Origin of the sequence: Brevibacillus borstelensis (genome assembly GCF_003710865.1) — a bacterium.
GTDB classification, from domain to species: domain Bacteria; phylum Bacillota; class Bacilli; order Brevibacillales; family Brevibacillaceae; genus Brevibacillus; species Brevibacillus borstelensis.
In genome coordinates this window covers 165,721-189,595 of sequence record NZ_RHHO01000012.1, presented here as the reverse complement: position 1 = coordinate 189,595, position 23,875 = coordinate 165,721, and the positions used below count along the sequence as shown (strand labels likewise).

The window sequence follows — 23,875 nt, the reverse complement described above, 5'->3', positions numbered from 1 at the left end:
TTCCGAACGAGACAAACAAAAAAGCGGGAACCATGCATGCAGCCAATAGCATGCATGCATAGCCCCGCATTCCAGAAATGCCTTAATCCGCCAGCAGTTGCGCTTCCTTTTTCCCCAGCTTGACCGTAGACTCCGAAGGAATCCACATGCCTGTATTTTCATCCCGCCCCTGCAGAACAAATGCCGGATTGTTCTTGCCCATTTGCGACGCAGCCTTGGCGGCAGCTTGTCCGATCGTTCCCCCCTTGACCCGGTTCACGACCAGCACCAGCTTCACGCTGTCAAGCTCCGTCATCATTTCATAGTCCCCGATGCTGTCACCCGCGATAAAGATCGGACCATGACCGTATTTTTTGACCAGCACCGATTCGATCACTTCTGTTTTCCCATGATGAACGGTGAAAGGATAGTTTTTCTCGTACACGGGCTTGATCTTCCCGTTCTCTACCTGCAGACGCATGCCAATGACGTTTTCGGCAGGCAGGTTGTATCCGTATTTGGGCAGGGTGGCAAATACCCGCACGACCTCTTCCAGAGAAGCGGAGACGACGTACACATCGATTCCGTTGGAGCGGAAGGTGTTCATCAAATTGGCGACCTCAGAAGTCAAACGCAGTCCGGTCGTATGCGACACCGTGATCACTCCCGCTTTTCCTGAAAGCGCTTTCGGACTTGTCCACGAAACTTTCTCGATCGCCATCCCAAGGCTGGCATCGTTCGACGCTTCGGCCAATGCATGCACTTCGTCGATTGTCATGTTGGCAAACAGGTAGAGGACCCACGGATAGCCGATACTGCTGCCGTGCGTGCCATTGATCGCTTCATAGAGGAAATAGAGCTTGGCGCGAAAATCGGCAAACTGCTCGGTCGCTTTGACCTCATCGAGGGATTTGGTTCCCTTCATGCCTTTATACTGATTGTAGAGGAAGGTATAGTCCGCTGCCAGATCGGCGGCGATGTCATCGAGTGTAACCGGCTGGCCGTCGTCGTTTTTGTAATCGTCGGAGAAAGGACCTGCGGGTACACCGGTACGGATGACGCCGGCAAACTCCTCCGGGGTCATTTTAAATGCGAGATGATTGATTTGATAGACAAACAAAGCCTCTTCGGTATCGTGCATGATGCTGGTGTTGTCCCAGTCAAACACGGCGTAAGGCTTTTTTGCCGGATTATAGGAAGGGCTTTTCACCCCGTGCTTATCAATTAAATCTTGCACAGCCTGGTACGTTCCCGGCGCCCATTTCCCCTTGTCGAGCACCTGCAGCTGTTGGAGCGGTTCTGCGGCCCACGCCGGGGCTTGTACGCTCACCAGGGCCAAACAGAGAAACAGTGCAAAGAAGCCCCATTTCATGCTTTTTGTGTGTTTGATCGACATTCGTCCTCATCCTCTCTCTGCTCACGTTCTCAAATGTCACGAAATGCAATACGGCAGTTTCCCTTGTCTCTCCACCTCCTCAAAAAAATAAGCCGCCTACCCGTGGACGGATTCTTCCACAGGTAAACGACTATCATCGTCTGAAAATATTGACTTTTATAAAGAATACATAATTATTCGTTTGATTTCAATGGCATTCTTTATTCTCATTTGACTTTTTTCATCGTGCTCCAAAAAGGGTATCATGATAGCAAGAGCGTAAAAAGGGAGCAAAAGCGTGTGGCAAAAGATCCGTTTACCGTAGAACAGTTGATGCAGCTGCCTGCTTTTCAAGGGGCAAAAATCATGGCGGGCATAGAAGGCCTGAAAAATGAAATCTATTATGTGGACAGCATGGAAATTCCCGATCTGACCGGCTGGCTGCGGCCAAACGAGCTGATTATTTCAACCGGTTATGCCCTGCGGAACGAACCGTACCGGCTGAGCCGTCTGCTGGAAGAGATGCACCGGGTGGGAGGCGCGGCTGTCGCGATCAAGACCAAACGGTTTTTGCAGGAAATTCCGGAAGAAGCATTGCGAAAAAGTGATTTGTATCGCATCCCTTTGATTGATGTCCCAGCGGAAACTCCTTATATAGACCTGACGCACTCGGTCATGGAGAATATTTTAAACCGCCAAGTCGTCGTCATGAGAGGAATGCAGGAGGTCAATCAGCAGTTCACGCAGTTGGTGCTGAACAGGCGGACGCCCGAGCTGGTGGTGATGGTCGGGCAATTGCTTCATTGCGACGTAGCTGTGCTGAACCAGCAGGGAGAGATTGAAAGCAGCACCGTCCATTTTACGAAAGAGCTTATCGCGGAAAAGCGGAGCATCCTGGTCAGCAACAGAGTCGTCGGCTACCTGGCGATTACAAAAAAAATCGAGGAAGACGATCGCTTTGGGCAGCAGTGTCTGGATCAGGCCGTTACCGTTCTGGCGATCGAATTTACGATCCGGCAGTCTCTGCAGATTCAGCGGGAGCGGGAACAGGAGTCGTTTCTGATAGAGCTGTTGTCAGGTACAGCCGGTGAGGAAGAATTGCTGCACCACCGGGCCAAGCAGGTAGGAATATCGCATAGCGGTCATCTGTACGTGATGGTTCTCAAGCCGAGTGAAACAGGGAAAGCGAACCCCAGGAAGGAAGAAGCTTTGCTCCGGCTTTTGCAGGAAATGAATCAAGGCGACCCACATGCCAGAAAAGGCGTCCTGATCAATGATCAAATTGCAGTGATTTGTTATACCGACAAGCAGGAGATTTCCAAACAGCGAGAGGAAGCGGTACACTATCTCCAGGAATTGGCCGGCTGGGGAGCCGGGAAGGAGGAGCGAGGCGGCTGGATTTGCGGCATCGGCTGTATCCGCGAGCACATGAAGGATCTTCGCTACAGCTACCGCGAAGCAAAACGGGCCATGCGAATCGGCCGCCTTGTCCGTCCGGGACAATCGGTGATCCACTTCGAGGACATTTTGGTCGAGGACCTGCTCAAAGATGCAGCGGGCCATCCGTCGCTGACTGCTCTGTCGGGCATGTTTATCGAGCCGCTTGCCAAATACGACGCCGAATACGGGACCGAGCTGCTGTCTACGCTCGATTCCTTTTTGCGAACAGGCGGACAAACGAAAAAGGTAGGAGAAGAGATGTTTATCCACCGGAATTCTGTCTTGTATCGATTAGAGAGAATACAGGAAATTTTGGGGGTGGATTTGCACGATGCGGAAACGCGGTTCCGTCTCGATCTGGTAATGAGGGTTTGGAAAATGAGAGATTTGCCAGCGAATCCTGAGGATTTGTGAGGCTGCCAAAAAATAAACGCATTCTTTTGGGTCGTTTCCCATAGGGGGAAAAGACCCATTTTTGTTATAGTTGCAATTAACGCAATAATAAAAAATTGTTTGACAACGGGGGTGGAAAATCTTCAGTGATCGGAACGTCAGCAATCTTGCTCCCTGCGTTTTTTTTCGGACTATGAGAGAACCAGTGGTTCGCTATTAGAAACAAAAAGGTCGTCACCGTTTTCTCCTCTTGGGAAAACAAAGTGCTGACCGCAAACGGTTGCATTCCATTTTATGAAAACCTTGAGACGATAGGTGGCCAAGCATGCTAAAAACACTGGATAACGCTCTGGATTTACTCAAACACTTTACCCGGGAAAAACCGCAATGGGGAGTTCGTGAACTGGCCAAGGAAATGAATATTAGCCACACTGTTGTGTATCGGATGCTGGCTACGTTTGAACGATACGGATTTGTCAAACAGGAACCTAAAACAAAGAAGTACGAACTGGGGTTTAGCTTTTTGGAGTACGCATCCACTGTCAAGGACAATCTGGACATAACCGAGCTGATTTACCCGGTCATGAAACGGGTTGCCGAAGCAACAAATGAATCCGTTTTCTTGACTTGGCTGGATGGCTTGGAGGGTATTTGTCTGGAGATCGCCGAAAGCAGGCAGCAAGTGAAGTACGCGATGTCTATCGGCAGCAGGACGCTTTTGTACGCTGGGGCCTCCAACAAAGTGATTATGGCTTACTTGCCGGCCAGCACCCAATCAGCCATCATCGAAAAGGGGCTGCGGCCAAGAACAGAACATACGATTCATGACAAGGAGAAGCTGTTGCAGGACCTGGCACGGATCAGAGAAGACGGATGGGCTTACTCCGTAGGTGAATACACCGATACGGTGTTTGGCATCGCGGTGCCGCTGTTTTCCGGGGACAGGCAGGTCGTGGCATCGCTGACCATTGCCGGGCCGGACTATCGCATGCCGGAGCAAAAAGTACCGGAAGCCTTGAGGGAGCTGCGGACTGCACAGCAAGAAGTACAGGCCATACTGCAACGCATTTTCTAGCACAAAGGAGGGGACTTGCATGAACAACATAAACAACGGAAAGAGTGAAAAGGAAAAACACCCTTCCATTTTTGAACCTTTTGCGTTGATTCTGAATATTGTTACCGCTGTTATCGGGGCGGTCATCGGGATGCAGCTGGTGGCCTCGCTCGGAATTACTCCAAATACGGCCATTATCGGTGCGCTTATCGCCATGCTGATCGCGCGTCTGCCGATCACCATCTTTTCCAAGTACAAGTCGGTCCATCGCCAAAATCTGGTGCAAACCTCGATTTCTTCCGCGACATTCGGGGCGGCCAACAGCTTGCTGATTCCGATCGGCATTCCGTTTGTGATGGGAAAACCAGAATTGATCATGCCGATGCTGATCGGTGCGGCTCTGGCGATGTTTGTCGATGCTGCTCTTCTTTATAAATTGTTTGACTCTCGCGTCTTCCCTGCGTCCGGTACATGGCCGGCAGGTGTAGCTACTGCGGAAGCCATTATCGCCGGGGACAAAGGGGGCAAACGTGCCGCTCTGCTCGGTGTCGGTGCGGCGGGCGGTTTGCTCGGCTCCTGGCTCGGCATTTCGATGTCGGCGTTTGGTGTTGCTTTCATCGGAAACATTTGGGCGCTGTCCATGTTCGGGATCGGGCTCTTGCTTCGCCAGTATTCGATACCAATGTTTGGAATGGATGTAAACCAGATGTTCATCCCGCACGGCTTCATGATCGGTGCCGGTGTTGTGGCGCTGATCCAGGTCACGATGATTATTTTGAAGCGCAAGAAGACAGATAGTGGAAATGGCAGTGAAGTAGCTGCGGAAACGTACACGCGCAGCGACAAGCAGACGACACGTGTACTCGGAATCGGATTTGTGGCCTATTTGATCATTTCTCTGGTCCTCGCGATTTTGGGTGGACTGATGACAGAAATGTCGACAGGCATGTTTATCGGCTTTCTGATCTTCGCCGCTTTTGCCGCTTATTTGCACGAGCTGATTGTAGGGATTGCCGCGATGCACTCCGGTTGGTTCCCGGCGTTTGCGGTGGCGTTGATCACCTTGATCATCGGGCTGCTGGCAGGGTTTCCGCCGGTAGCGCTTGCCCTGCTGGTCGGCTTTAGTGCAGCGACCGGTCCTGCCTTTGCCGATATGGGGTACGACCTCAAGACAGGCTATATTCTTCGCGGCAACGGACAGGACAAGGAATTTGAACTTCACGGCCGCAAGCAGCAGTACATCACGGGCATGATTGCATTCGGCGTTGCTTTGATCACGGTCATGTTCACCTATAAAGGCTTCTTTGCCAGTGGGCTTGTCCCGCCAGTGGACGCCGTCTATGTGAAGACGATCGAAGCGGGAGCGTCCGCTGAAGTCGCGAAACAACTGCTTCTCTGGGCTATTCCGGGCGCCATCCTGCAGTTTATAGGCGGTCCGAGCCGTCAGCTTGGCGTCTTGTTTGCAACAGGTTTGCTTATCCTGAATCCGGGTGCCGGTTGGGCGGTTCTGGTCGGGATTCTGATCCGTGTCATCGTGCTCAAGCTGAAAGGCAAAGAGGCAGAAAGCTCGATGAGCATTCTTGCAGCCGGCTTTATCGCCGGTGACGCGATCTACAGCTTCTTTAGTTCCATTTTCAAATTCAGTCAAAAATAGGAGGGTGTACAATGACGAAGATCCTGCTCAACGAACGCATGATGGAAGCAGCCGTGTACGGTGGAGCCGTACTCGGCGGAGGTGGTGGAGGCTGGATCGAGGAGGGGCTGCAAATCGGGCGGCTTGCTCTGGAGGTAGGCCAACCGGTGCTGGTTTCCGACGACGAAATGGCGGACGACGATTTGCTCGTCACCGTTTCGCTGGTCGGAGCTCCGGCAGCAAAGGATAAATTCCTCAAGCCGATCCACTATGTTCGGGCACTGGAGCTTTTGTCGGAGAAGGTAAAAACACCGCTCAGAGGGATTCATACGAACGAAAACGGAGCAGGGACAAGCGTAAACGGCTGGTTCCAGGCGGCAGTCACCGGTCTTCCAATCGTCGATTTGCCTTGCAACGGTCGGGCGCATCCGACAGGAACGATGGGGTCGCTGAATCTGCATGAGCTGCCGGATTACGTTTCCCATCAGGCTGCTGCTGGCGGAAAGGGAGACCGTTATGTGGAAATGAGCATTTCTTCTTCTATTGAAAAAGCGGCGTCCATGATCAGAAAGGTGTCCGTGGAAGCAGGCGGCCTGGTGGCTGTTGCCCGGAATCCGGTAACCGTTGCGTATGCCAGAGCAAACGGCGCGCCCGGCGGCATCTCCCAGGCGATCAAGGTAGGCGAGGCGCTTCTCGGGAGCAAAGGAGAAGCGGCGATTGAAGCGGTATGCGCCGCACTTGGCGGCCGTGTCGTCATCGAAGGGGAAGTGAGCGAGTTCTCGCTGGAGACAACAGGCGGCTTTGACGTTGGCCGGGTCACCGTTGGCAGTACGGAGATGACGTTCTGGAATGAGTACATGACGCTGGAGCAAGACGGCAAGCGCCTGGCGACGTTCCCCGACCTGATCATGACCTTGGATGCCCGGACTGCACGCCCGATTGTCACGGCGGCGATGGAAAAAGGGCAGCATGTAGCGGTGATTCACGTGCCTGCCGAAAAGTTGATCCTGAGCACTACAATGCGCAATGAGGGGCTGCTCAAGCCGATTGAAGGCGTGATCGGCAAAGAAATCGTGTCCTACCTGTAAACAAAACGCTCACCAACAACCAAGACGGAGGGATCTTTCATGTCGTTGAAACAAACCATTACTGTATTTGAAGCTATGGACAGTGCCTATGTAAGTGGAGAAACGATCAAAAACCTGTTTGCCAATTATTCCGATGTGCAAGTAACCGTTGAGACCGTTACCGGGCAAAAGGGCAGCACAGACTTCGTGAAGATCGTCATTCCCGGCAAGGAAGGGAAATCCAAGGGCGGGATGGCGCCAACCTTTGGAATCATCGGACGACTTGGCGGTATCGGCGCGCGCCCGAGCCGTATCGGTCTCGTATCCGATGCCGATGGTGCCATTGCAGCCGTAGCGAGTGCGCTCAAGTTGGCGGAAATGCAAAAACAAGGGGATGTGCTGAAAGGCGACGTGGTGATCACCACTCATATTTGCCCAAATGCACCTACCCGTCCGCATGAGCCGGTCGATTTCATGGATTCGCCAGTCGACATTTTGACCATGAACAAGTATGAGGTTACACCTGAGATGGAAGCGATCCTGTCCATTGACACGACCAAAGGAAACAAAGTGATCAATCACAGAGGGATTGCGATCTCGGCAACCGTAAAAGAAGGCTACATCCTGCGCATCAGCGACGACCTGCTGCGGATTATGGAAATGACGACTGGTCAGCTTCCGGTTACCTTCCCGATCACGATGCAAGACATTACTCCATACGGAAACGATCTCTACCATATCAACAGCATCCTGCAGCCATGCGTAGCGACCGATGCCCCTGTAGTCGGGGTGGCGGTGACGGCTCAGTCCGCTGTCCCAGGCTGCGGAACCGGCGCCAGCCACGAGGTGGACATCGCACTCGCAGTGAAATACGCTGTCGAGGTGGCAAAAGAATACACCAATGGTACTTGCCGTTTTTACGACACCGATGAATTTGCCCGAATCACATCGCTGTACGGCTCCATGAAAGTGCTGCAAACATTGGGCAAATAAGCAAGGCGAGGGGAGCTTTCCCCTTGCTTTTTTTCACACGCGAAAAGAAGGAGAGGATGACCGTGAAACGCATTGGGATGATTACGATCGGGCAAGCGCCACGGCCGGATGTCGCGCCAATCGTAGAGAAGTATCTCGCAGGAAGAGCCGAGCTCGTCCAGGCAGGAGTATTGGACGGAATGACGAAGCAAGAAGTGGAAGAACGCCTGTCTCCCGGACCGGGCGAATACGTGCTGACGTCCCGGATGGTTAACGGAGATGCGGCGGTCATGTCGCGTGAGAAAATCCAGCCGATCCTGCAGCGGAAGATCGAGGATATGGAGAATAGCGGCATCCAGACGATCCTACTCCTGTGTACAGGTGTTTTCCCGGGGTTGTCCGCCAAAAAAGCGTTCCTGATCGAACCGGATCACGTCATTCCTCCGACGGTGGCCGCGATGGTCAAGGGAAGCCGTCTCGGGGTGCTCGTACCGCTCGTGGAGCAAAAGGAAGCACTGAAGGACAAATATCATCCGCACGGATTGTTCCCCGTCTTTGCCGCGGCATCGCCGTATAAAAATGATGTGGAAAGCTTCCGGGAGGCTTGCGCGGAATTAAAGGAAAAAGCGGACATCGTACTGCTGGACTGTATGGGATACACAGAGGAAGCCCGCGAGCTGGTCTCCGACTTGACTGGATTGCCGGTCATCCTGTCCAATGCGATGATGGCGAAACTGGTGTCTGAAATGATTTAGGAAGGGTTGAACAAAGATGAAGCTGATCGAAATCAGTAAAGGAATTTTGACCAATTGCATGGCACTGAAAGCCGGGGAGTCCTTTTTGGTGGTAGCCGACGACGCCAAGCGGGAGCTGGGCGAAGCGCTGTGGGAAGCAGGCCGTCAGCTCGGCGCCGAAGCGATGTTCGTCGTCATGAATCAACGCGAAAAATCCGGACAGGAGCCGCCGGCAGCCATCAGCGAAGCGATGAAACGCTCCGATGTGGTCGTCTGCGTGACCCAGCATTCGCTGACCCATACCAAAGCCCGCAAGGAAGCAGCCGCAAACGGCACACGGCTTGCCACCATGCCTGCCATCACCGAGGACATGTTCCTGGAGGGAGCGATCACTGCCGACTACTCCCAGGTAAAAGCATTGACTGAAAAGGTGACCGAGCTGTTGACCAGGGCAAACACGATCCGCATCGAAAAGGAAGGAAAAGCGTTGACCTTCTCGATCAACGGACGCAACGGCGTACCGAGCACAGGCGTTTACGTCAATCCGGGTGAATCGGGCAACCTGCCATCCGGCGAAGCATATATCGCCCCAGTGGAAGGAACAGCCGAGGGCCAGATCGTCGTAGACGGCTCGATCGCCGGAATCGGCAAGATCGACAGTCCGCTGCTCCTGACTGTAAAAGACGGGCGCATTGTCGAGGCAGAGGGGGCCGAGGCTGACCGGTTGTTGAAAACGCTTGGCGACGGAGACGGTCGCTTGCTGGGCGAATTCGGGATCGGCACGAATGACAAAGCGCGGATCACTGGCGTGGTGCTGGAGGACGAAAAAGTGTACGGCACGATCCACGTCGCCTTTGGCAGCAACAACACCTTCGGCGGAACCATTGCAGCGGGGGTTCATATCGATTTGGTCGTCAAAGCGCCGGATGTGTACGCTGACGATGAGTTGATCATGAAGGACGGCAAGCTTTTGGTATAAGCGGCTATCGAAGCGATTTTCAGTATGTCAAATTACGATAACAGTAGTGGAGAGGAAAAAGGATCGAACAGCGTTGCAATGCTGCTCGATCCTTTTTTGCGAATGAGGGTTAGCGCTTCTGTACGGAAGATTTTCGGCAGCAACAACCTTTCTTCTTTAAAAAACCTTAAGAAAGCTCGACAAACACAAAAGCTGTAGAGATGAAACAGAAGTAAAATGCGAAGGCCTTTTGGACACCTCCCAGGCGGAATGGTAAAAGCGGGACATGCTTTTAGCGTCCAACCTCTGAGATGCTTTCCACGAGTCATCGATTTTTAGACGGGGTCCCGCTTTTGGAATGGCAGCTGGACAGTAAAGCCCCCAAGCAGTGTCCCACCGAGCCTGGAGGACTAAATAGTAAATATTTACCAATTGCGGTGTGGGTGATATCATAAAATCACCCGCATTCTACTTTTTTACAGGTAAGTGGTACCGCCAACATTTTGACAAAAACGTACGCTTAGCATTAGAGGAGATGATTTTCAGCCCATCTCAGCTACATTAGCGGTCATCAAACGTGTATGTGGTCATGTCTTAGCGATCGCCGAACCTATGATTTTCAATGGTTTGATTCATTTAGCGTACGAAGTAAGGAGGGCTCAGAATGAGAAGAATTCTGCTCACAGTCAAGTTGATCCTTTCCGTTTTACTACTTTCATCATGTGCTAACAACTCCCTATCCACAGATACACAAAAAACAACAAATGAAATCGCAAGCTGGCCGTACCCTTATGTGAAAGTTGAAAACCGTGTTTATGTAATTGAGAGCGATGAAAACAAAGTCGAACTTGTAGAGAAAGAAAATATCGGAGAACAAATTGGAACAGTAGAAGAGAAATACGATTTTGAAGGGGACGAACAAACATCGCAAGCAACTATTGCCTCTAATTATCTGGAGAAAGGGACTAAGCTTTTCACGATCAAGAACGTTGATCCGAGTGATCATATTGCATTTGAAAAAAGCGAGGGTGTATTCGTCAAGGTTACAGAGGAAAGTGCAGTTGCAAAAAAGCCAACTGATAAAACGAACTAAAGGCCATGGGGATACGCTTTTATTATGACTTTTTGCAAAATAAAATGGGACTTCGTGAAGAGTCCCCTTTTTTCATCTCCGCCATTAAAGCCCGAACTTCAGCAAACAAAAGATCGGCCAGATCCCCATCTAGCCGACCTCACAAACCTCTATAGCTATCTCGAGCGTATACTTCTACGCAGTCCCCAATGTCACGCCCAACTCCTGCAAATACTGCCGATACGCGATACTGACCCGGTCGCATTTCAGGGACAGCTCCATCTGCAAATCGAGCGGCAAATCCTCCGGCTTTTGATTTTCCACAATCGGCTTGTCCTGGGCAAAAATCATGTTTTGGAATTCGACGATTTCCTCGTCGGTGGTACCAGTCTCGTAGTTAAAAGAAAGGACACCGTAGGCGACTGTTTTCCCTTCCTCCGTCGGTGCGACTGTCAGGAGAATGGACATTAGATGACCCGTTTCCCGGTCGCGTTTCGTAAATTTCACAGATAGCGGACGCAGGATTTCATACGTGTAATAGACGTGCTTGGCTTGTCCGCTACCATCCGGGTCAGGCTGAAAGACGGCGATCTCGTCGGAGTAGATGGAGGTTTCATTCCGGTGTACACGGTAATCGCCGATCTCCCTGTGTTCAGCCACGCCCAGGTAGCCTTCATGAACGACAGCCAAATGCCCGACATCGAGGAAATTCTCTACGACGCGCGGCGGTTTTGCATGGACGCTCTGGGGGCCCCAGATGACGTTGCGAAAACCGGGCTCGCCAAACTCCGGGAGAGGGAACATCTCGGGCTGATTGTTCCCCAGGTTGACCCAAATAAAGCCGTAGCGCTCCGTACAGCCGTAGGACAGGGCACGCGCTTTTCCGGGGATGGCTTGATCCTCGGGAAGCTGAGGAATCTTGACGCAGGCCCCTGTGGACTCGTACTCCCAGCCGTGATAAGGACAGACGAGCTTGCCGTCCCGGACACAGCCGAGGGAAAGGGCCGCACCGCGGTGGATGCACAAATCCTTGAAGGCATGAACACCTTCATCGTTTCGAAATAGGACGATTCGCTCGCCCATGATCACGATCTGCTTCGGCTGATCCTGCAAATCGGTGGAGCGGCAAGCGACGATCCAGTCATTTTTCAGTACAGTATCTTGAACCATTGTCAGGGACACCCTTCCTTCTCAACTTCCGTGCAACGTTTATTTGCGGACATTTTCTTCATATTTTAGCCCCTGTAGATAAAGAGAGTCAACAAAAACACGAACAATATTTTTAGTTAGGAGAAAGTCATTCGATTTTTGTGTACAAAACAATTCGATTATCCTATAATCTGGCGTATAACATTCGTTAATAGCTGAGAAAACATAGGGAGGCATAAGGGTGGAACAACAGCGGGATGACGTTCGCCTTGTCGTGGGCGTCGATGACAAGATTAGTGTGGGAAAGGCTTTTTTGCTCGGTTTGCAGCATGTATTGGCCATGGACTTGTACATTGCCCCGATTATCATTGCAGGACTTTTGACATTGGATACTTCCAGTACGTCCTTCTTTATTCAAATGTGCTTTTTGGCTACCGGTATCGGCACATTGATCCAGACTGGCTTCGGAATTCGACTGCCGGTTGTGCAGGGCCCCTCTTACGTTCCGATTGGCGCTTTGGCAGCGATCGGCAGCAAACTGGGTATGGCAGCGATGATCGGAAGCATCATCCCCGGCGCATTGCTGATGGCTTTTGTCGGCTATCCGCTGAAGTGGTTTGCGAAAGCCGTACGCAGGTTCATTCCCCCGTTGGTAGGCGGGACGGTCATTGTCATCGTCGGGATTGCACTGATGCCTACGGCGATGGCCAATATTTACAATTCGCCGGGAAGCATCGGGACAAACAGCCTGATTGCAGCCGTTTCGGCGGCAGTATTGGTCGCTTGTATGCTGCTGGGACAAAAGGCAGGGAAAGCAGGAACGTTTTTCCGCCTCGTATCCTTGTTGATCGCGATCTTCGTCGGAACGGTGACGGCAGCGTTCTTTGGAGGAGTTGACTTCAGCTCGGTCAAAAGCGCCGCCTGGCTTTCTTTGCCCAAGTTTTTCCCGTACGGTGCCCCCGTGTTCGACATCAGCGCGATTCTCACCATGGTGTTCGTTTATTTGATCATCATGATCGAAACGACGGGTACATGGTTTGTCGTTTCCTCTGTCACGGGCAAGGAGCTGACGGAAGAGAGGCTGAACCGCGCTTCTTTGGGCGAAGGTCTCGGCTGCTTTGTAGGCGCGTTGTTTGGCGGAACGCCGATGACCGGGTATTCCTCCAATGCCGGGCTGCTCGCGGTAACCGGAGTAGCCAGCCGAATGGCAATCATGGCCGGAGGCATCATCCTCATCGCGCTGGGCCTGGTGCCAAAGCTGTCCGCAGCGATTACCTGCATCCCCGAGCCCGTAATCAACGGCATTTTCGGCATCGTCTGCGTAGCGATTGTGACCAACGGATTAAAAGTCATTCAGCATATCACCATCGACGAGCGCAACATGATGGTCATCGGCCTGCCCATTTTGCTGACCATCGCTGTCACAGTGCTGCCAAAGGACGCACTCCAGGGCGCCCCTGACTTCGTCAATTACATCCTGTCCTCCAACATTACCGTAGGCGCATTGGCAACCTTGATCCTAAACCAAGTCATCCCGGACAAAAAAAGCTGGGCCAAGCAAGGAGTCCCGGCTGAGAGCAGATCATAAAAAACGCTTTGCCTTTAAAGAAAGGCAAATATGTGAAAGGGTGCCCCAAAAACGCGGGCACCCTAATTTTGTAGCCGAGGAAAATTTGATTAGCAGAAATTCAATTTGATACAAGTTTTGAAAAACGAGGGGTGAAGATAGGAGTACAGAGAACAACGAACAAAGAACAACAAAGAAACTAAGAAAGGGGACGAAACAAAGAAGGAACTCTTTTAAGCCTTCTTCTCTGATTGACCTGCCAAAAGACAGTAAAGGACAAAGCTGTAGAGATGAAACAGAAGAAAAATGCGAAGGCCTTTGGGACACCTCCCAGGCTTCATTTCAAAAGCGGGACACGCTTTCAGCGTCCAACCTCTGAAAACGCACCCTCGAACCATCTGCTTTTGGACGCGGTCCCGCTTTTGAAATGAAGCCGGCCAGTCAATCCCCCAAGCAGTGTCCCACCGAGCCTTGAGCCTTTTTCTTCTGTTTCATCTCCTCCCCCAAAGCCCGTCCTACCCCTTATAGAGCTTTTAATCTTTTATTTCAGGAAACCAGTTCAAACGTCTCCGTAATCAAAATGCTTCCTTCGACCGATTGCGCCATCGGGCAGTTTTTCCTAGCCAGCTCAATCGCTTTCTTCACCTTGTCCGCCTGAAGCTGCTCCCCCGTGATGACATAATGAAGATGGATTTTTTCCACCCGGTTTGCCTTGTCCTCGTTGCGCTCCACGTCCGCAGTCACTTTCATGTCGCTGCAGGGCATCCTCATCTTTTCCAGCACCTTCCGCAATACGCCCGCGCCGCAGACCGCAATGGAGGAAACGAGCAATTGAAACGGGCGAAACCCGTACTGTTCGTCACCGGAAACGTGAAGATCTCCATAAGACAGATGTGCTACAAAACCGTGTTCCTTGGCCGTGAATTCCATGAAAGGGAAGCCTCCTCGCTTTGATTTGTCTGCTCCCATTATAAAGAAAGAGCTGTCCGGGATGAACAGAAGAAGTACAAATGGAGTAAAGGTCACTGATGGAACCGGGGGCCTTGCCCCAATGGCGGACAAAGAAGCAATAAAGCAATAGGCCGAAACATGCGTAATAGACGGTCACGGAGAGCCGGATGCTATGCCCAGGAGATGCGACAGATAGTCATTGGCAAATCGGGCCTGCGGATCCCACTCTTCTCTGACAGCCAGAAAGTCCTTCAAGCGAGGGAAAGCCTTGTGCAATCCTGCGGTGTCCATCCTGTGCATTTTTCCCCAGTGAGGACGGCCTCCGTATTTCCAAAAAATTTCTTCGACGCAAGAAAAGTAGGCTTGGTAAGGCATGCCTTTGTACATGTGGACGGCAATGTAGGCTGAATCTCGTTCGTAGGCGGGACTGAGCCAGATGTCGTCCTTTTTTACATAACGGCACTCGATGGGAAAATGGACGGCGAAACGGTGCCGCTCGATCGCTGTCTGGATCTCCTCAATTACTTCCTTCATCCGGTCGGCGGGTACACTGTACTCCATCTCGTGGAAGCGCACCAGACGAGGGGTGGCAAAGAGACGGTGGCTCAAACCCGTTCCCGAGACGGAAGGCACAGCTTTGGCGGATAGCTGACTTGCGGACGGGCACAGGGGCGGGAATAGGCGGCAGCTCTCGGAGAGGAGCCAGAAAAAGCCGTTTTCCAAAATGAGTTGTTTGAAATGATTCCAGCGCAGATATGGACTAGGGGGGTCAGCCGTTTCATTCATGCGTTTGGCCTGGACGAGCTGTGAGTAGGGGAACAGGAAAAATTCAAAATGACGGTTTTCTGCGGTCCATTTGTCCAGTTGGTCCAGACATGTTTCCACGGGAAGCCGCATGCTCTCGTATCGGAGCTGCAGCTTCGGGATGACGCGAAGGCGTACCTTGACGATCACTCCGAGCAGACCGAGCGATACCTGCAGGGCGGGAAACAAGGAAGGATGGCTCTCAGCCGAGCAATCCACCACCTCACCTGCTGCAGTTACGATGGTCAGGCCGACAACCTGCGTGGACAGGCTGCCAAACCGGATGCCCGTGCCGTGTGTTCCTGTACTGACTGCTCCAGCGATGGATTGGGCATTGATATCCCCCAGATTTTCTTGAGAGAGGCCGTGGGAGTGAAGCAGTTCGCCGAGCGCTTTCAGCTTGGTCCCTGCCCATACCTCGGCGACTCCTTTTTCGGCATCTACGCTTGCCAGACCTTGCAGACGGTCAAGAGACAACAGGCATTCATCGGTCTGGACCAGACCTGTAAACGAGTGGCCGGAACCGACTACACGGATGCGCAGCCCCTGCCCGGCACATTGCTTCACGATGGCGACGACATCGGCAATGCTTCCCGGAAAAACGATCTGGTCAGGCCGGCTCTGCACATTGCCGGCCCAGTTTCTCCACAGCTTTCCGGACTTGCTCACGATTGGCATAAGCCATCCCCCCTGTAAGTCGTCACTTCTTTGACGATACGTCCATCTGACACACAGTAGAGCCGGGTGAAGTGTTCGCACAGCTCGCCCGCTTTGGCGTGGCGGAAAAAGATCGGATCGCCGAGCTGCAAAGTCTCCCCTCCGCGGTAGCGAACCGGTGTCTGTACCTCGCCAGCCCCTTCGTTTGGAAGCAGAGAAGCACCTTTCGGCAGGTAAGGCTTGGGGAGTTTGTCTCTCCCGGCTGAGCCCGAAGCGATGAAGCCACCTCCAGCGCAGGTAAAAATACCAGCAGCAGGCTTGCGAACGATCTCGACTGCATAACCGGCCGCCGGCTGGCAGCGAAAATCGATATAGTGGTCAAAAAGGCCGGGAGCAAAGAATCCGGAACCGGCTGTCACTTCAGTAATTGCGTCTTCTTTTCCCGTCCAATGAAGGCTTCCGGTGCCGCCGCCGTTAAAAAAGCGGAGGGAAATTCCCATCTGTCGGACGGTTTCCAGGAGCAAGGCGCGGCGGTCGCGAATTTCACGTCGAGACACATGCTTGAGCATACGGACGGCGATATTTTTGAAAATGCTTCCTGGCGCGCGGTCGCCTACCCCGGCTATCTGCGCTTCGTACCCCATCAAGCCTGCTGCCTCCAGGTGATTGGACGCGACAATGCGGCGCAGGACATAGAGGGCTTGTTCGATGGACCGCACAGAAGAACGCCAGACACCGAAGTGGAGTCCGAAAAAGTCGGTGGACATGTCGGCATCCAGACATACAGGCAGTCTTACCTTGAACTGACGAGCGAACTTTTCCAGGTGTTCTGCATGCTCGACCGAGTCGACCATGAATGTGATGGCGTGTCCGTCCCTGACGGCTATAGCCAGCTTCTCCAGCCAAACCGGCTCCCATATCGGGTATCCCAGCAACAGGTCATCCAGACCGTGGTTAGCCAGATGAAGAGCTTCCGGGGCCGAATAACACATGATTCCCCGAAAGCAGTCATCCATCTCCAGCAAATGCTTCAAAAGCTCGACGCTGCGAATCGATTTACTGGCAATGCGAATCATTTTTCCCTGGCTGCGGAGGCGGATCTGCTGGGCATTGATCCCGAGTAGATCCAGATCGACAAAGGCAAAAGGCTTGGGGATTCCAGCAAATATCGTTTGATAGTAGCGGTAATCGCGCACGGAACAGCCACCTTCCCGCAATGCACTGCTAACACTCATCATAGTACAAATATTCCGTTTATTCATGAAATATTTGTGTTTTGCCAGGGAAGCACAAAATAGAAAATTTGGCACACTTCTTTTTGAACGTTTTGTGATAAACTAACTGACGTATAATTTGTTGATATATAGACAACTGGGGGTGCTCGTGCATTGATGGCGTTTTTAGAGAATCTTGTTGGGATTTTCAATGATTTCCTGTGGTCGAAAATCCTCATTGCAGTGCTCATTATTTTAGGTATTTATTTTACTTTTCAAACAAAATTCGTGCAATTTCGAATGGCAGGAGAAATGTTCCGCCTCCTGGGCGAAGGAGCAAAAGGGGCAGGAAAGAAGAAAGAGAGCATTTCCTCCTTCCAGGCTTTTTGCATCAGTACCGCGTCACGGGTCGGAACAGGGAATTTGGCCGGTGTAGCCATGGCGATCTCTGTGGGAGGACCCGGGGCTGTCTTCTGGATGTGGCTGATCGCCCTGATCGGTTCCGCTTCTGCGTTCGTGGAAAGCACACTGGCGCAGATCTATAAGGTGAAGGATGCGAGCGGCTTTCGCGGCGGCCCTGCCTACTACATGGAGCAAGGGCTGAAAAAGCGTTGGATGGGTGTGCTGTTCGCCATCCTGATTACGCTCTGTTTCGGGTTTGTGTTCAACGCCGTACAGGCGAATACGATCACCCAGGCGTTTCAGACTGCCTATGGCGTCAACCGCACTCTGATGGGAGTAATTCTTTCGGTTGTAACTGGTATTATCATTTTTGGTGGTGTCAAACGGGTTGCGAAGGTAGCTGAATTCCTCGTGCCGTTCATGGCTGGGGCCTACGTACTCGTTGCGCTCTTCGTCGTCGTGACCAACATCGGACAGCTTCCGGGCGTGCTGGCCCTGATCGTCAAGTCGGCGTTCGGCATGGAGCAGGTGGTCGGCGGCGGTCTTGGTGCTGCGATCATGCAGGGCATCAAGCGAGGACTGTTTTCCAACGAAGCGGGTATGGGGAGCGCAGCCAACGCTGCAGCTACAGCTGATGTGACGCACCCTGTGAAGCAAGGGCTCATTCAGGCGCTTGGTGTCTTCGTCGATACCCTGCTTGTCTGCAGTGCTACTGCATTTATCGTGCTGCTTTCCGGCATGTATACGACAGAAGGACTGGACGGAATCGCCCTCACCCAGGCCGCGCTCAGCTCGCATGTAGGCGGCTGGGCAAGCTCGTTTGTCGCTTTGATCGTCCTCTTGTTTGCCTTCAGCTCGGTGGTAGGCAACTACTACTACGGGGAAACCAACATCGAGTTTATCAAGTCGGACAAGAAGTGGCTGACGATTTACCGCCTGCTGGTAGTGGGCATGGTCATGTTCGGATCGGTAGCCAAAATCAGCATTGTCTGGGATCTCGCCGATCTCTTCATGGCTTTGATGGCGCTCCTCAACCTGTTTGCAATCGCCGTGCTGGGGAAAGTCGCATTTGCCGCTCTGAAGGATTATACAAAGCAAAAGAAAGCCGGCAAGAATCCGGTATTTCACGCAAGCTCCATCCCAGGCCTCCCGAAGGTCGAGTGCTGGTCAGAGGAAGCGAGCGAGAAAAAAGCAGTATCATAACGTTGGCAACGGATATGGAAGAGTGGTCCTTAAACAGGGGACCGCTCTTTTTTTGTTGATAAAAAACCGGGCTCTTCATTTTCTCAAGCCGGTCTTCCGGATATACCAGCGGCGTTTATGAAAGGAGATAGACCTGTATTTCTGGGCCATTCTGAAGAGTTGCTCACGAGTAAGTGATGCTGGTGTTGAGGAGCAGCTTTTGTTAAGGGCACTTCTTGCAACCAGATGACCGGGGTAGTGAGCTTTCACGAAGTTACCGTAGGTTTCGAACTCGGAGAAGCCGGCATAACTCTGTTTGTTGGTCTTCTTGATAATCGCCCAGTACCACCTAGTCTTATGCCTGGCTTCAATTTTCCACTTCAGTCGGGAGAGCTTCGATTTGTCGAACAGCATATAGTGGGCAACGAAAGAGCGCGAGGCGGTTGGCTTGGTCCCCAGCAATTTCTTATAGGTGCGAAAATACTCGGGACGACTCCAGTTACGGCAGTAAAAAACGGTTTTCCCGTTGACGAGAAAGACATGAGGGCGGATGAGAATGGTGTCGGCGTCGATCACAAGATAATACTTTCGCTTGGTCAGGTTTCCTCCCGCCAGCTTCAACAATTGTTGAAGCAGCCAGCCTGAGCGATTGGTGCGTTTGGTTTGGTAGCGAATGTCTTTTTTTGTAATCGGAAGGACGCGTTTTTCATTGATGAAGGTGCAGTTTTTACGCCGGCAAAGGGCTTGGATTCGCTTGCTTGGTGGCGATACAACCATGATCTTGCCGATCGGATGCTTTACTTGTGTACGGATACTGTCAATGACATAGGGAAGAGTGCCAAGGTCTTTCTCGATAGCCGGGATCAGGACATCAATTTTGATAGAGCTGTTGAAGGTCCTGTTTGCTGAATGTGTCAACTTCTCAACTCCTTTTCGCTTAGCACTTTCAAGCATATGTGTCTGAACAGGTCGGCTAGTGTGTCCGAACGTTCCAGATAGGATATGATTTTTTTCCTTAGGGTGAATACGACAGATATGGAAAACCTGCAAAATGGGGGTCTGTCTGCCTTCTTGAGTCAATGAGTTAAGTATGTATTGTTCAAATTATGTAAAACCCTGAAACCCTCCTCACTTTGTCTCGTCGAAATCAGAGAAATTGTAATGAATGATGCGTGGTCTTGTATAATTGTGGGAAAAAAGGGAAGGTGATCATGTGATTTTAGGTATATTTATCCTCAGTATGCTGAGTTTTGCTTGTTTACTCTCTATCGCAATGAACTCAAAAGAACTCGTAAAACAAAACAAACAGATTATTGAATTGCTTCAGGCAAATCAAAAGGACAAAAAAGATATTTAACATACCAGAACATGCAGGGCTTTCACGAGGACTGTTGATCGTGTACGAGGCGTCCGGAGCAGCCGGTCCTATTTGGGAGAATTCTTGGCACGCTGTCCGGTGAAGGAAATAAGCTGCTGATGTACGAAAATCCCACAGTTAAATCACGAATGTTCGGTTTTAATGTTCGGATTTAGGTTGTCAGACGACTGATCTTTCGATGGTTTTACGCCCAAACCAATAAAAAGGCGAATAAAAATTATCCAATTGATTGACATAATTCATTATCTGCGTTATCATGCAAATTGTTGCGAGTTTCAAAAACGAAAAATCCGACAGATTCGTATATCCTCAGAAATAAGGTTTGAGGGTCTCTACAAGGAACCGTAAATTCCTAACTACGAATGGGTGTATCGCTATACCCGTTCGCTTGTTGGGTTTTTTTATTGCGAGGAGGATATGAACATGAGTAATATGAACAACAAATATGACGTGATTGTGGTAGGTGCCGGACCGGCAGGAATCTTCGCTGCCTATGAATTGACACTGAAAGCGCCGAAGGCAAAAGTCCTGTTGATTGATAAAGGCCATGACATTTACTCGCGCCGCTGCCCGATTTTGGAGGAGAAAATCAAGCTTTGCCCGCCCCCGGCAGGAAAGAAGGATTTCGCAGGCTGTCTGCCGGCCTGTTCGATCACAGCCGGATTTGGCGGAGCCGGCGCGTACAGCGACGGGAAATTCAACATTACCACCGAATTCGGCGGCTGGATGACCGATTATTTGGCTCCATCCCAGGTGCTGGATCTGATTAAATACGTCGACTCCATCAACCTGGAGCACGGTGCGACGACAGCAATTACCGATCCGACGACCGAAACGATCAAAAGCATCGAGCAGCGCGGATATGCAGCAGGGCTGAAGCTCCTGAGAGCTGAGGTGCGCCACCTGGGCACGGAGCAAAACCTGGAGATTCTCAAGTCGATTTATGAATACTTGAAAACGCGCATCGACATGATGTTCAAGACCGAGGTCGAAGATATCCTGACGGTCAAGGAAGCGGACGGTCACCGCGTTCGAGGCGTGGTGCTGAAAAACGGCGAGGAATATTTGAGCGACAACGTGATGATCGGGCCCGGCCGTGACGGTTCCGCCTGGCTGACGGGGATTTTGAAAAAGCGCCGTCTGAAAATGTACAACAACCAGGTAGACGTAGGCGTGCGGGTCGAGACGTCCGACGTGGTGATGCGCGAGATCAATGAGCATCTGTACGAAGGAAAATTCATCTTCAACACATCGGTCGGGACGAGGGTGCGCACCTTCTGCAGCAACCCGTCCGGTCACGTCGTCGTGGAAAACCACAGCGGCGTCATGGCGGCAAACGGCCACTCTTACAAGGACCCTGCGCTGGGCTCCCAGAATACAAACTTTGCTCTGCTCGTTTCGCACAAATTTACCGAGCCGTTTGACAAGCCGAACGAATACGCTCGCGAAATTTGCAAACGCGCCAACGATCTTTCCAATGGCGGCGTCATCGTCCAGAAATACGGAGACATTTTGCGCGGACGCCGCTCTACCGAGTCCCGCATCCGCGAAGGGTTTTTGGAGCCGACGCTCAAGGAAGCCGTTCCCGGCGATTTGGGCCTGGTTCTGCCGTACAATACGATGAAAAGCTTGATCGAAATGGTCGAGGCGCTGGACAAGGTGACACCGGGAATCGCTTCCGAGCACACACTGTTCTATGGCGTAGAGGCCAAATTTTACTCTGCCCGTCCAAAGCTGACCGAGGAGTTCGAGACGGAAATCAAAGGGCTGTACTGCGGCGGCGACGGTGCGGGCATTACGCGCGGACTGGCACAGGCCGGGGCTGCAGGCGTATGGATCGCCCGTAATATCATCAAAAAATCGTTGCAGTAGCATAGTCTATAAATCGGAAAAAGCAGGTGCTCCAAAGTCTCAAGCAGACAGCGGGGCACCTGCTTTTGCATTGCATATAGGGGAGTGGCGGGCATGGGTACGAAATTCGACAGCAGATTGTTTGGCCAGCATGCGAGGCCGAAAACGACCAGTTGTGCATCTTCAGAACCAGTCGAATGATGGAACTTTTTTCACACATTCTTACATTATTCGTAGTCGCTGGGACTTTTCTCAGTCTATAATGGCATCAAGAGCATTTCGCAAGTACGACAGGCAAGAGGGGGTACATATGTTTCAGTTGGTCCGCAACACCTTGACGAACAAAGAAGGCTTTATGATCTTTATTTTATGGAATCATCTCTGGGTTGCAGGCTGGATCGCGTATCAGATGGATGTGAACTTCTGGAAGGTCACCTCCGCAGGCTTGCTGGCAACACTGATCGTTTCTCCGTTGTACTTCATTCGCAAGGACAGCTACTTGATCCGGTATCTGGTCGGAATTGGTCTTCTCTATTACTCGATTGCATTTGACCACTATACACCGTTTCAGGAAATCTCGTTTCTCGCGTTCATCGTCCTGGGCTTTTTGGCAGCCTATCTGGACTGGAAGCTGATTGTATCGGCGGGGGCGATGCAGGTTGCGGCGACATTAATCGGATTTTACACCGGTTCTTACCAGTTGTTTGACGGCCATTTTTCGGAAGTCAATTTGCTGCTTCGCATTGTCGCTTTCGTGCTGATGATCGCGGGGCTCACCTATCTCTGTCTGGCTGGACAAGCGTCGCTTGCAAAAGCGGACAGCGCGAGACGGGAAGCCGAAAACAAAGAGCAGCGCCTGGAAGAGTTGCTGCGGAATATCAAGATGGTAACAGAGCAGGTGGAGCGCACATCCGTGCATGTCCATGAGCATGCCGAGACGACAAGGCGCAACACGGACGAGATGATGGTCGCCTTCAAGGAAGTGGCGACCGGAATGGAATCCCAAGCCAATTCCACTGTCAAAATCGAGGAAGAAGTGCAGTCGATCGACCAGGAAATTGTGACTGTCAACGAGCAAGCGGCCGTCATGAAGGCGGAAGCGGATCAGAACAGCCGCCGCTTGGCAGGAAGCATCAGCATGATGAGCGAGCTTTCCGAGCAAATGGAGCAAATCGTTCAGGCGGTCAATGTGGCGTCTTCGACGATCCGCGAGCTGAACAAGCAAGCCAACAAGGTCGAGGAAATCGTCCAGACGATCAACCAGATCGCGACACAGACGAACCTGCTCGCGCTCAATGCCGCGATCGAATCGGCTCGTGCGGGTGAGCACGGCCGGGGCTTCGCCGTCGTGGCGGACGAGGTGCGCAAGCTGGCCGAGCAAAGCGCGACGGCCACGCAGGAGATCGCCGGAATTTTGCAGTCGCTGCATCAAGAAAGTGAAAATGCGGTGAAGCATATGAGCACGGGCGAAGTGTCGGTAGCAAAGGGGCAGGAGCTGGCGGTAGAGACAGTGGCGTCTATCGAGACGGTTCGTGCAGGCATGGAAGCGTTCCTCGAGGCCGTAGAGCATGTGCGGACGAGCATGGATCGCGTGAAAATGCGCTCCGGGGAAGTGGCGGCCGAGATGTCTACGATTACAGCGGTCACCGAGGAGTCTGTTGCCAACCTGGAGGAATTGTTTGCGACGGCGGAGAACCAGCATCAAAAGGTGCGGGAGATTACCGAGGAGCTCGGCGAGCTGAACGCCTTGTCGACAAAGCTGCAGCAATCATTTCAGCGATAATCGTAATGTTTGAAATTGCAGAAAAAAGAATTGCATTTTTCAATTGATCTGCTAGAATGAATTCAATATCAATTAAATAGTTTCACCTTACCTTATCAAGAGCGGCGGAGGGACTGGCCCGATGAAGCCCGGCAACCACTGTGCACACGTGCACAGAAAGGTGCCAATTCCTACAAAATCCATTTGGATTTTGAGAGATGAGGAAGAGGTTGGCGATATACCGCAAAACTCTTCCTCCGGGAAGAGTTTTTTCTTTGTAC

18 protein-coding genes and 2 riboswitches are annotated in these 23,875 nt (G+C 51.9%); of the genes, 12 read left to right on the top strand and 6 right to left on the bottom strand.

What is annotated here, in order from left to right; genetic code table 11:
- Positions 1-82 precede the first annotated feature (82 nt).
- Positions 83-1,375 carry a haloacid dehalogenase-like hydrolase gene (locus EDM54_RS07140; protein ID WP_122957985.1) on the bottom strand — a complete coding sequence of 431 codons (1,293 nt, stop codon included), beginning with the start codon at positions 1,373-1,375 and terminating at the stop codon, positions 83-85.
- 279 nt (positions 1,376-1,654) lie between these two features.
- Here EDM54_RS07140 and EDM54_RS07135 point away from each other — a divergent pair, with 279 nt between their 5' ends.
- The 8 genes from EDM54_RS07135 (at position 1,655) to EDM54_RS07100 (ending at position 10,698) form a co-directional block, all read left to right on the top strand.
- Positions 1,655-3,208 carry a PucR family transcriptional regulator gene (locus tag EDM54_RS07135; protein ID WP_255320284.1) on the top strand — a complete coding sequence of 518 codons (1,554 nt, stop codon included), beginning with the start codon at positions 1,655-1,657 and terminating at the stop codon, positions 3,206-3,208.
- A gap of 304 nt (positions 3,209-3,512) precedes the next feature.
- Entirely contained in the window at positions 3,513-4,262 is a 750-nt protein-coding gene (locus EDM54_RS07130) for an IclR family transcriptional regulator (protein ID WP_003388580.1), read from the top strand.
- Between the two features lie 19 nt (positions 4,263-4,281).
- Entirely contained in the window at positions 4,282-5,895 is a 1,614-nt protein-coding gene (locus EDM54_RS07125; protein ID WP_031932534.1) for an OPT/YSL family transporter, read from the top strand.
- Positions 5,896-5,906: 11 nt separating this feature from the next.
- Positions 5,907-6,962 carry an S-methyl thiohydantoin desulfurase family protein gene (locus EDM54_RS07120; RefSeq protein WP_024984486.1) on the top strand — a complete coding sequence of 352 codons (1,056 nt, stop codon included), beginning with the start codon at positions 5,907-5,909 and terminating at the stop codon, positions 6,960-6,962.
- 39 nt (positions 6,963-7,001) lie between these two features.
- Entirely contained in the window at positions 7,002-7,934 is a 933-nt protein-coding gene (locus EDM54_RS07115) for a DUF1177 domain-containing protein (protein ID WP_031932535.1), read from the top strand.
- Positions 7,935-7,990: 56 nt separating this feature from the next.
- A complete protein-coding gene (locus tag EDM54_RS07110; RefSeq protein WP_031932536.1) occupies positions 7,991-8,668 on the top strand; it encodes an AroM family protein in 678 nt (225 codons plus the stop codon).
- A gap of 16 nt (positions 8,669-8,684) precedes the next feature.
- Positions 8,685-9,626, top strand: coding sequence for an aminopeptidase (locus EDM54_RS07105; protein ID WP_024984484.1), 942 nt, complete (start codon positions 8,685-8,687; stop codon positions 9,624-9,626).
- Between the two features lie 643 nt (positions 9,627-10,269).
- Positions 10,270-10,698 carry a hypothetical protein gene (locus tag EDM54_RS07100; RefSeq protein ID WP_003388573.1) on the top strand — a complete coding sequence of 143 codons (429 nt, stop codon included), beginning with the start codon at positions 10,270-10,272 and terminating at the stop codon, positions 10,696-10,698.
- A 174-nt stretch (positions 10,699-10,872) separates the two neighbouring features.
- On the opposite strand, the gene EDM54_RS07095 is transcribed toward EDM54_RS07100, so the two are convergent.
- The gene (locus EDM54_RS07095; protein ID WP_122957984.1) at positions 10,873-11,847 is read right to left on the bottom strand and encodes an aromatic ring-hydroxylating dioxygenase subunit alpha; all 975 of its coding nucleotides are present in this window, start codon (positions 11,845-11,847) and stop codon (positions 10,873-10,875) included.
- Between the two features lie 220 nt (positions 11,848-12,067).
- On the opposite strand from EDM54_RS07095, the gene EDM54_RS07090 reads away from it, so the two are divergent.
- Positions 12,068-13,414, top strand: coding sequence for a uracil-xanthine permease family protein (locus tag EDM54_RS07090; protein WP_122957983.1), 1,347 nt, complete (start codon positions 12,068-12,070; stop codon positions 13,412-13,414).
- 525 nt (positions 13,415-13,939) lie between these two features.
- Here the strand turns inward: EDM54_RS07090 and EDM54_RS07080 are convergent.
- From EDM54_RS07080 to EDM54_RS07070, 3 genes are all read right to left on the bottom strand, one after another.
- On the bottom strand, positions 13,940-14,323 hold the full coding sequence (locus tag EDM54_RS07080; RefSeq protein WP_122957982.1) for an OsmC family protein: 384 nt from the start codon (positions 14,321-14,323) through the stop codon (positions 13,940-13,942).
- A 174-nt stretch (positions 14,324-14,497) separates the two neighbouring features.
- Positions 14,498-15,826 (bottom strand): D-arabinono-1,4-lactone oxidase, encoded by a 1,329-nt coding sequence (locus tag EDM54_RS07075; RefSeq protein WP_122957981.1) that lies wholly within the window; start codon positions 15,824-15,826, stop codon positions 14,498-14,500.
- Positions 15,814-17,001 (bottom strand): amino acid deaminase/aldolase, encoded by a 1,188-nt coding sequence (locus tag EDM54_RS07070; RefSeq protein WP_122957980.1) that lies wholly within the window; start codon positions 16,999-17,001, stop codon positions 15,814-15,816. The genes EDM54_RS07075 and EDM54_RS07070 overlap by 13 nt, the downstream gene beginning before the upstream one ends.
- 195 nt (positions 17,002-17,196) lie before the next feature.
- On the opposite strand from EDM54_RS07070, the gene EDM54_RS07065 reads away from it, so the two are divergent.
- Positions 17,197-18,624, top strand: coding sequence for an alanine/glycine:cation symporter family protein (locus EDM54_RS07065; protein ID WP_003388566.1), 1,428 nt, complete (start codon positions 17,197-17,199; stop codon positions 18,622-18,624).
- A 75-nt stretch (positions 18,625-18,699) separates the two neighbouring features.
- On the opposite strand, the gene EDM54_RS07060 is transcribed toward EDM54_RS07065, so the two are convergent.
- Complete coding sequence (locus tag EDM54_RS07060) at positions 18,700-19,521, bottom strand: DUF6492 family protein (RefSeq protein ID WP_024983704.1); 822 nt, start codon at positions 19,519-19,521, stop codon at positions 18,700-18,702.
- A gap of 739 nt (positions 19,522-20,260) precedes the next feature.
- Positions 20,261-20,360: riboswitch (purine riboswitch) on the top strand.
- A gap of 53 nt (positions 20,361-20,413) precedes the next feature.
- Between EDM54_RS07060 and EDM54_RS07055 the strand changes: the two genes are divergently transcribed.
- The gene (locus EDM54_RS07055; protein ID WP_024983705.1) at positions 20,414-21,853 is read left to right on the top strand and encodes an NAD(P)/FAD-dependent oxidoreductase; all 1,440 of its coding nucleotides are present in this window, start codon (positions 20,414-20,416) and stop codon (positions 21,851-21,853) included.
- 289 nt (positions 21,854-22,142) lie between these two features.
- On the top strand, positions 22,143-23,615 hold the full coding sequence (locus EDM54_RS07050; protein ID WP_122957979.1) for a methyl-accepting chemotaxis protein: 1,473 nt from the start codon (positions 22,143-22,145) through the stop codon (positions 23,613-23,615).
- An 89-nt stretch (positions 23,616-23,704) separates the two neighbouring features.
- A riboswitch (SAM riboswitch) is annotated at positions 23,705-23,819 on the top strand.
- Positions 23,820-23,875 lie beyond the last annotated feature (56 nt).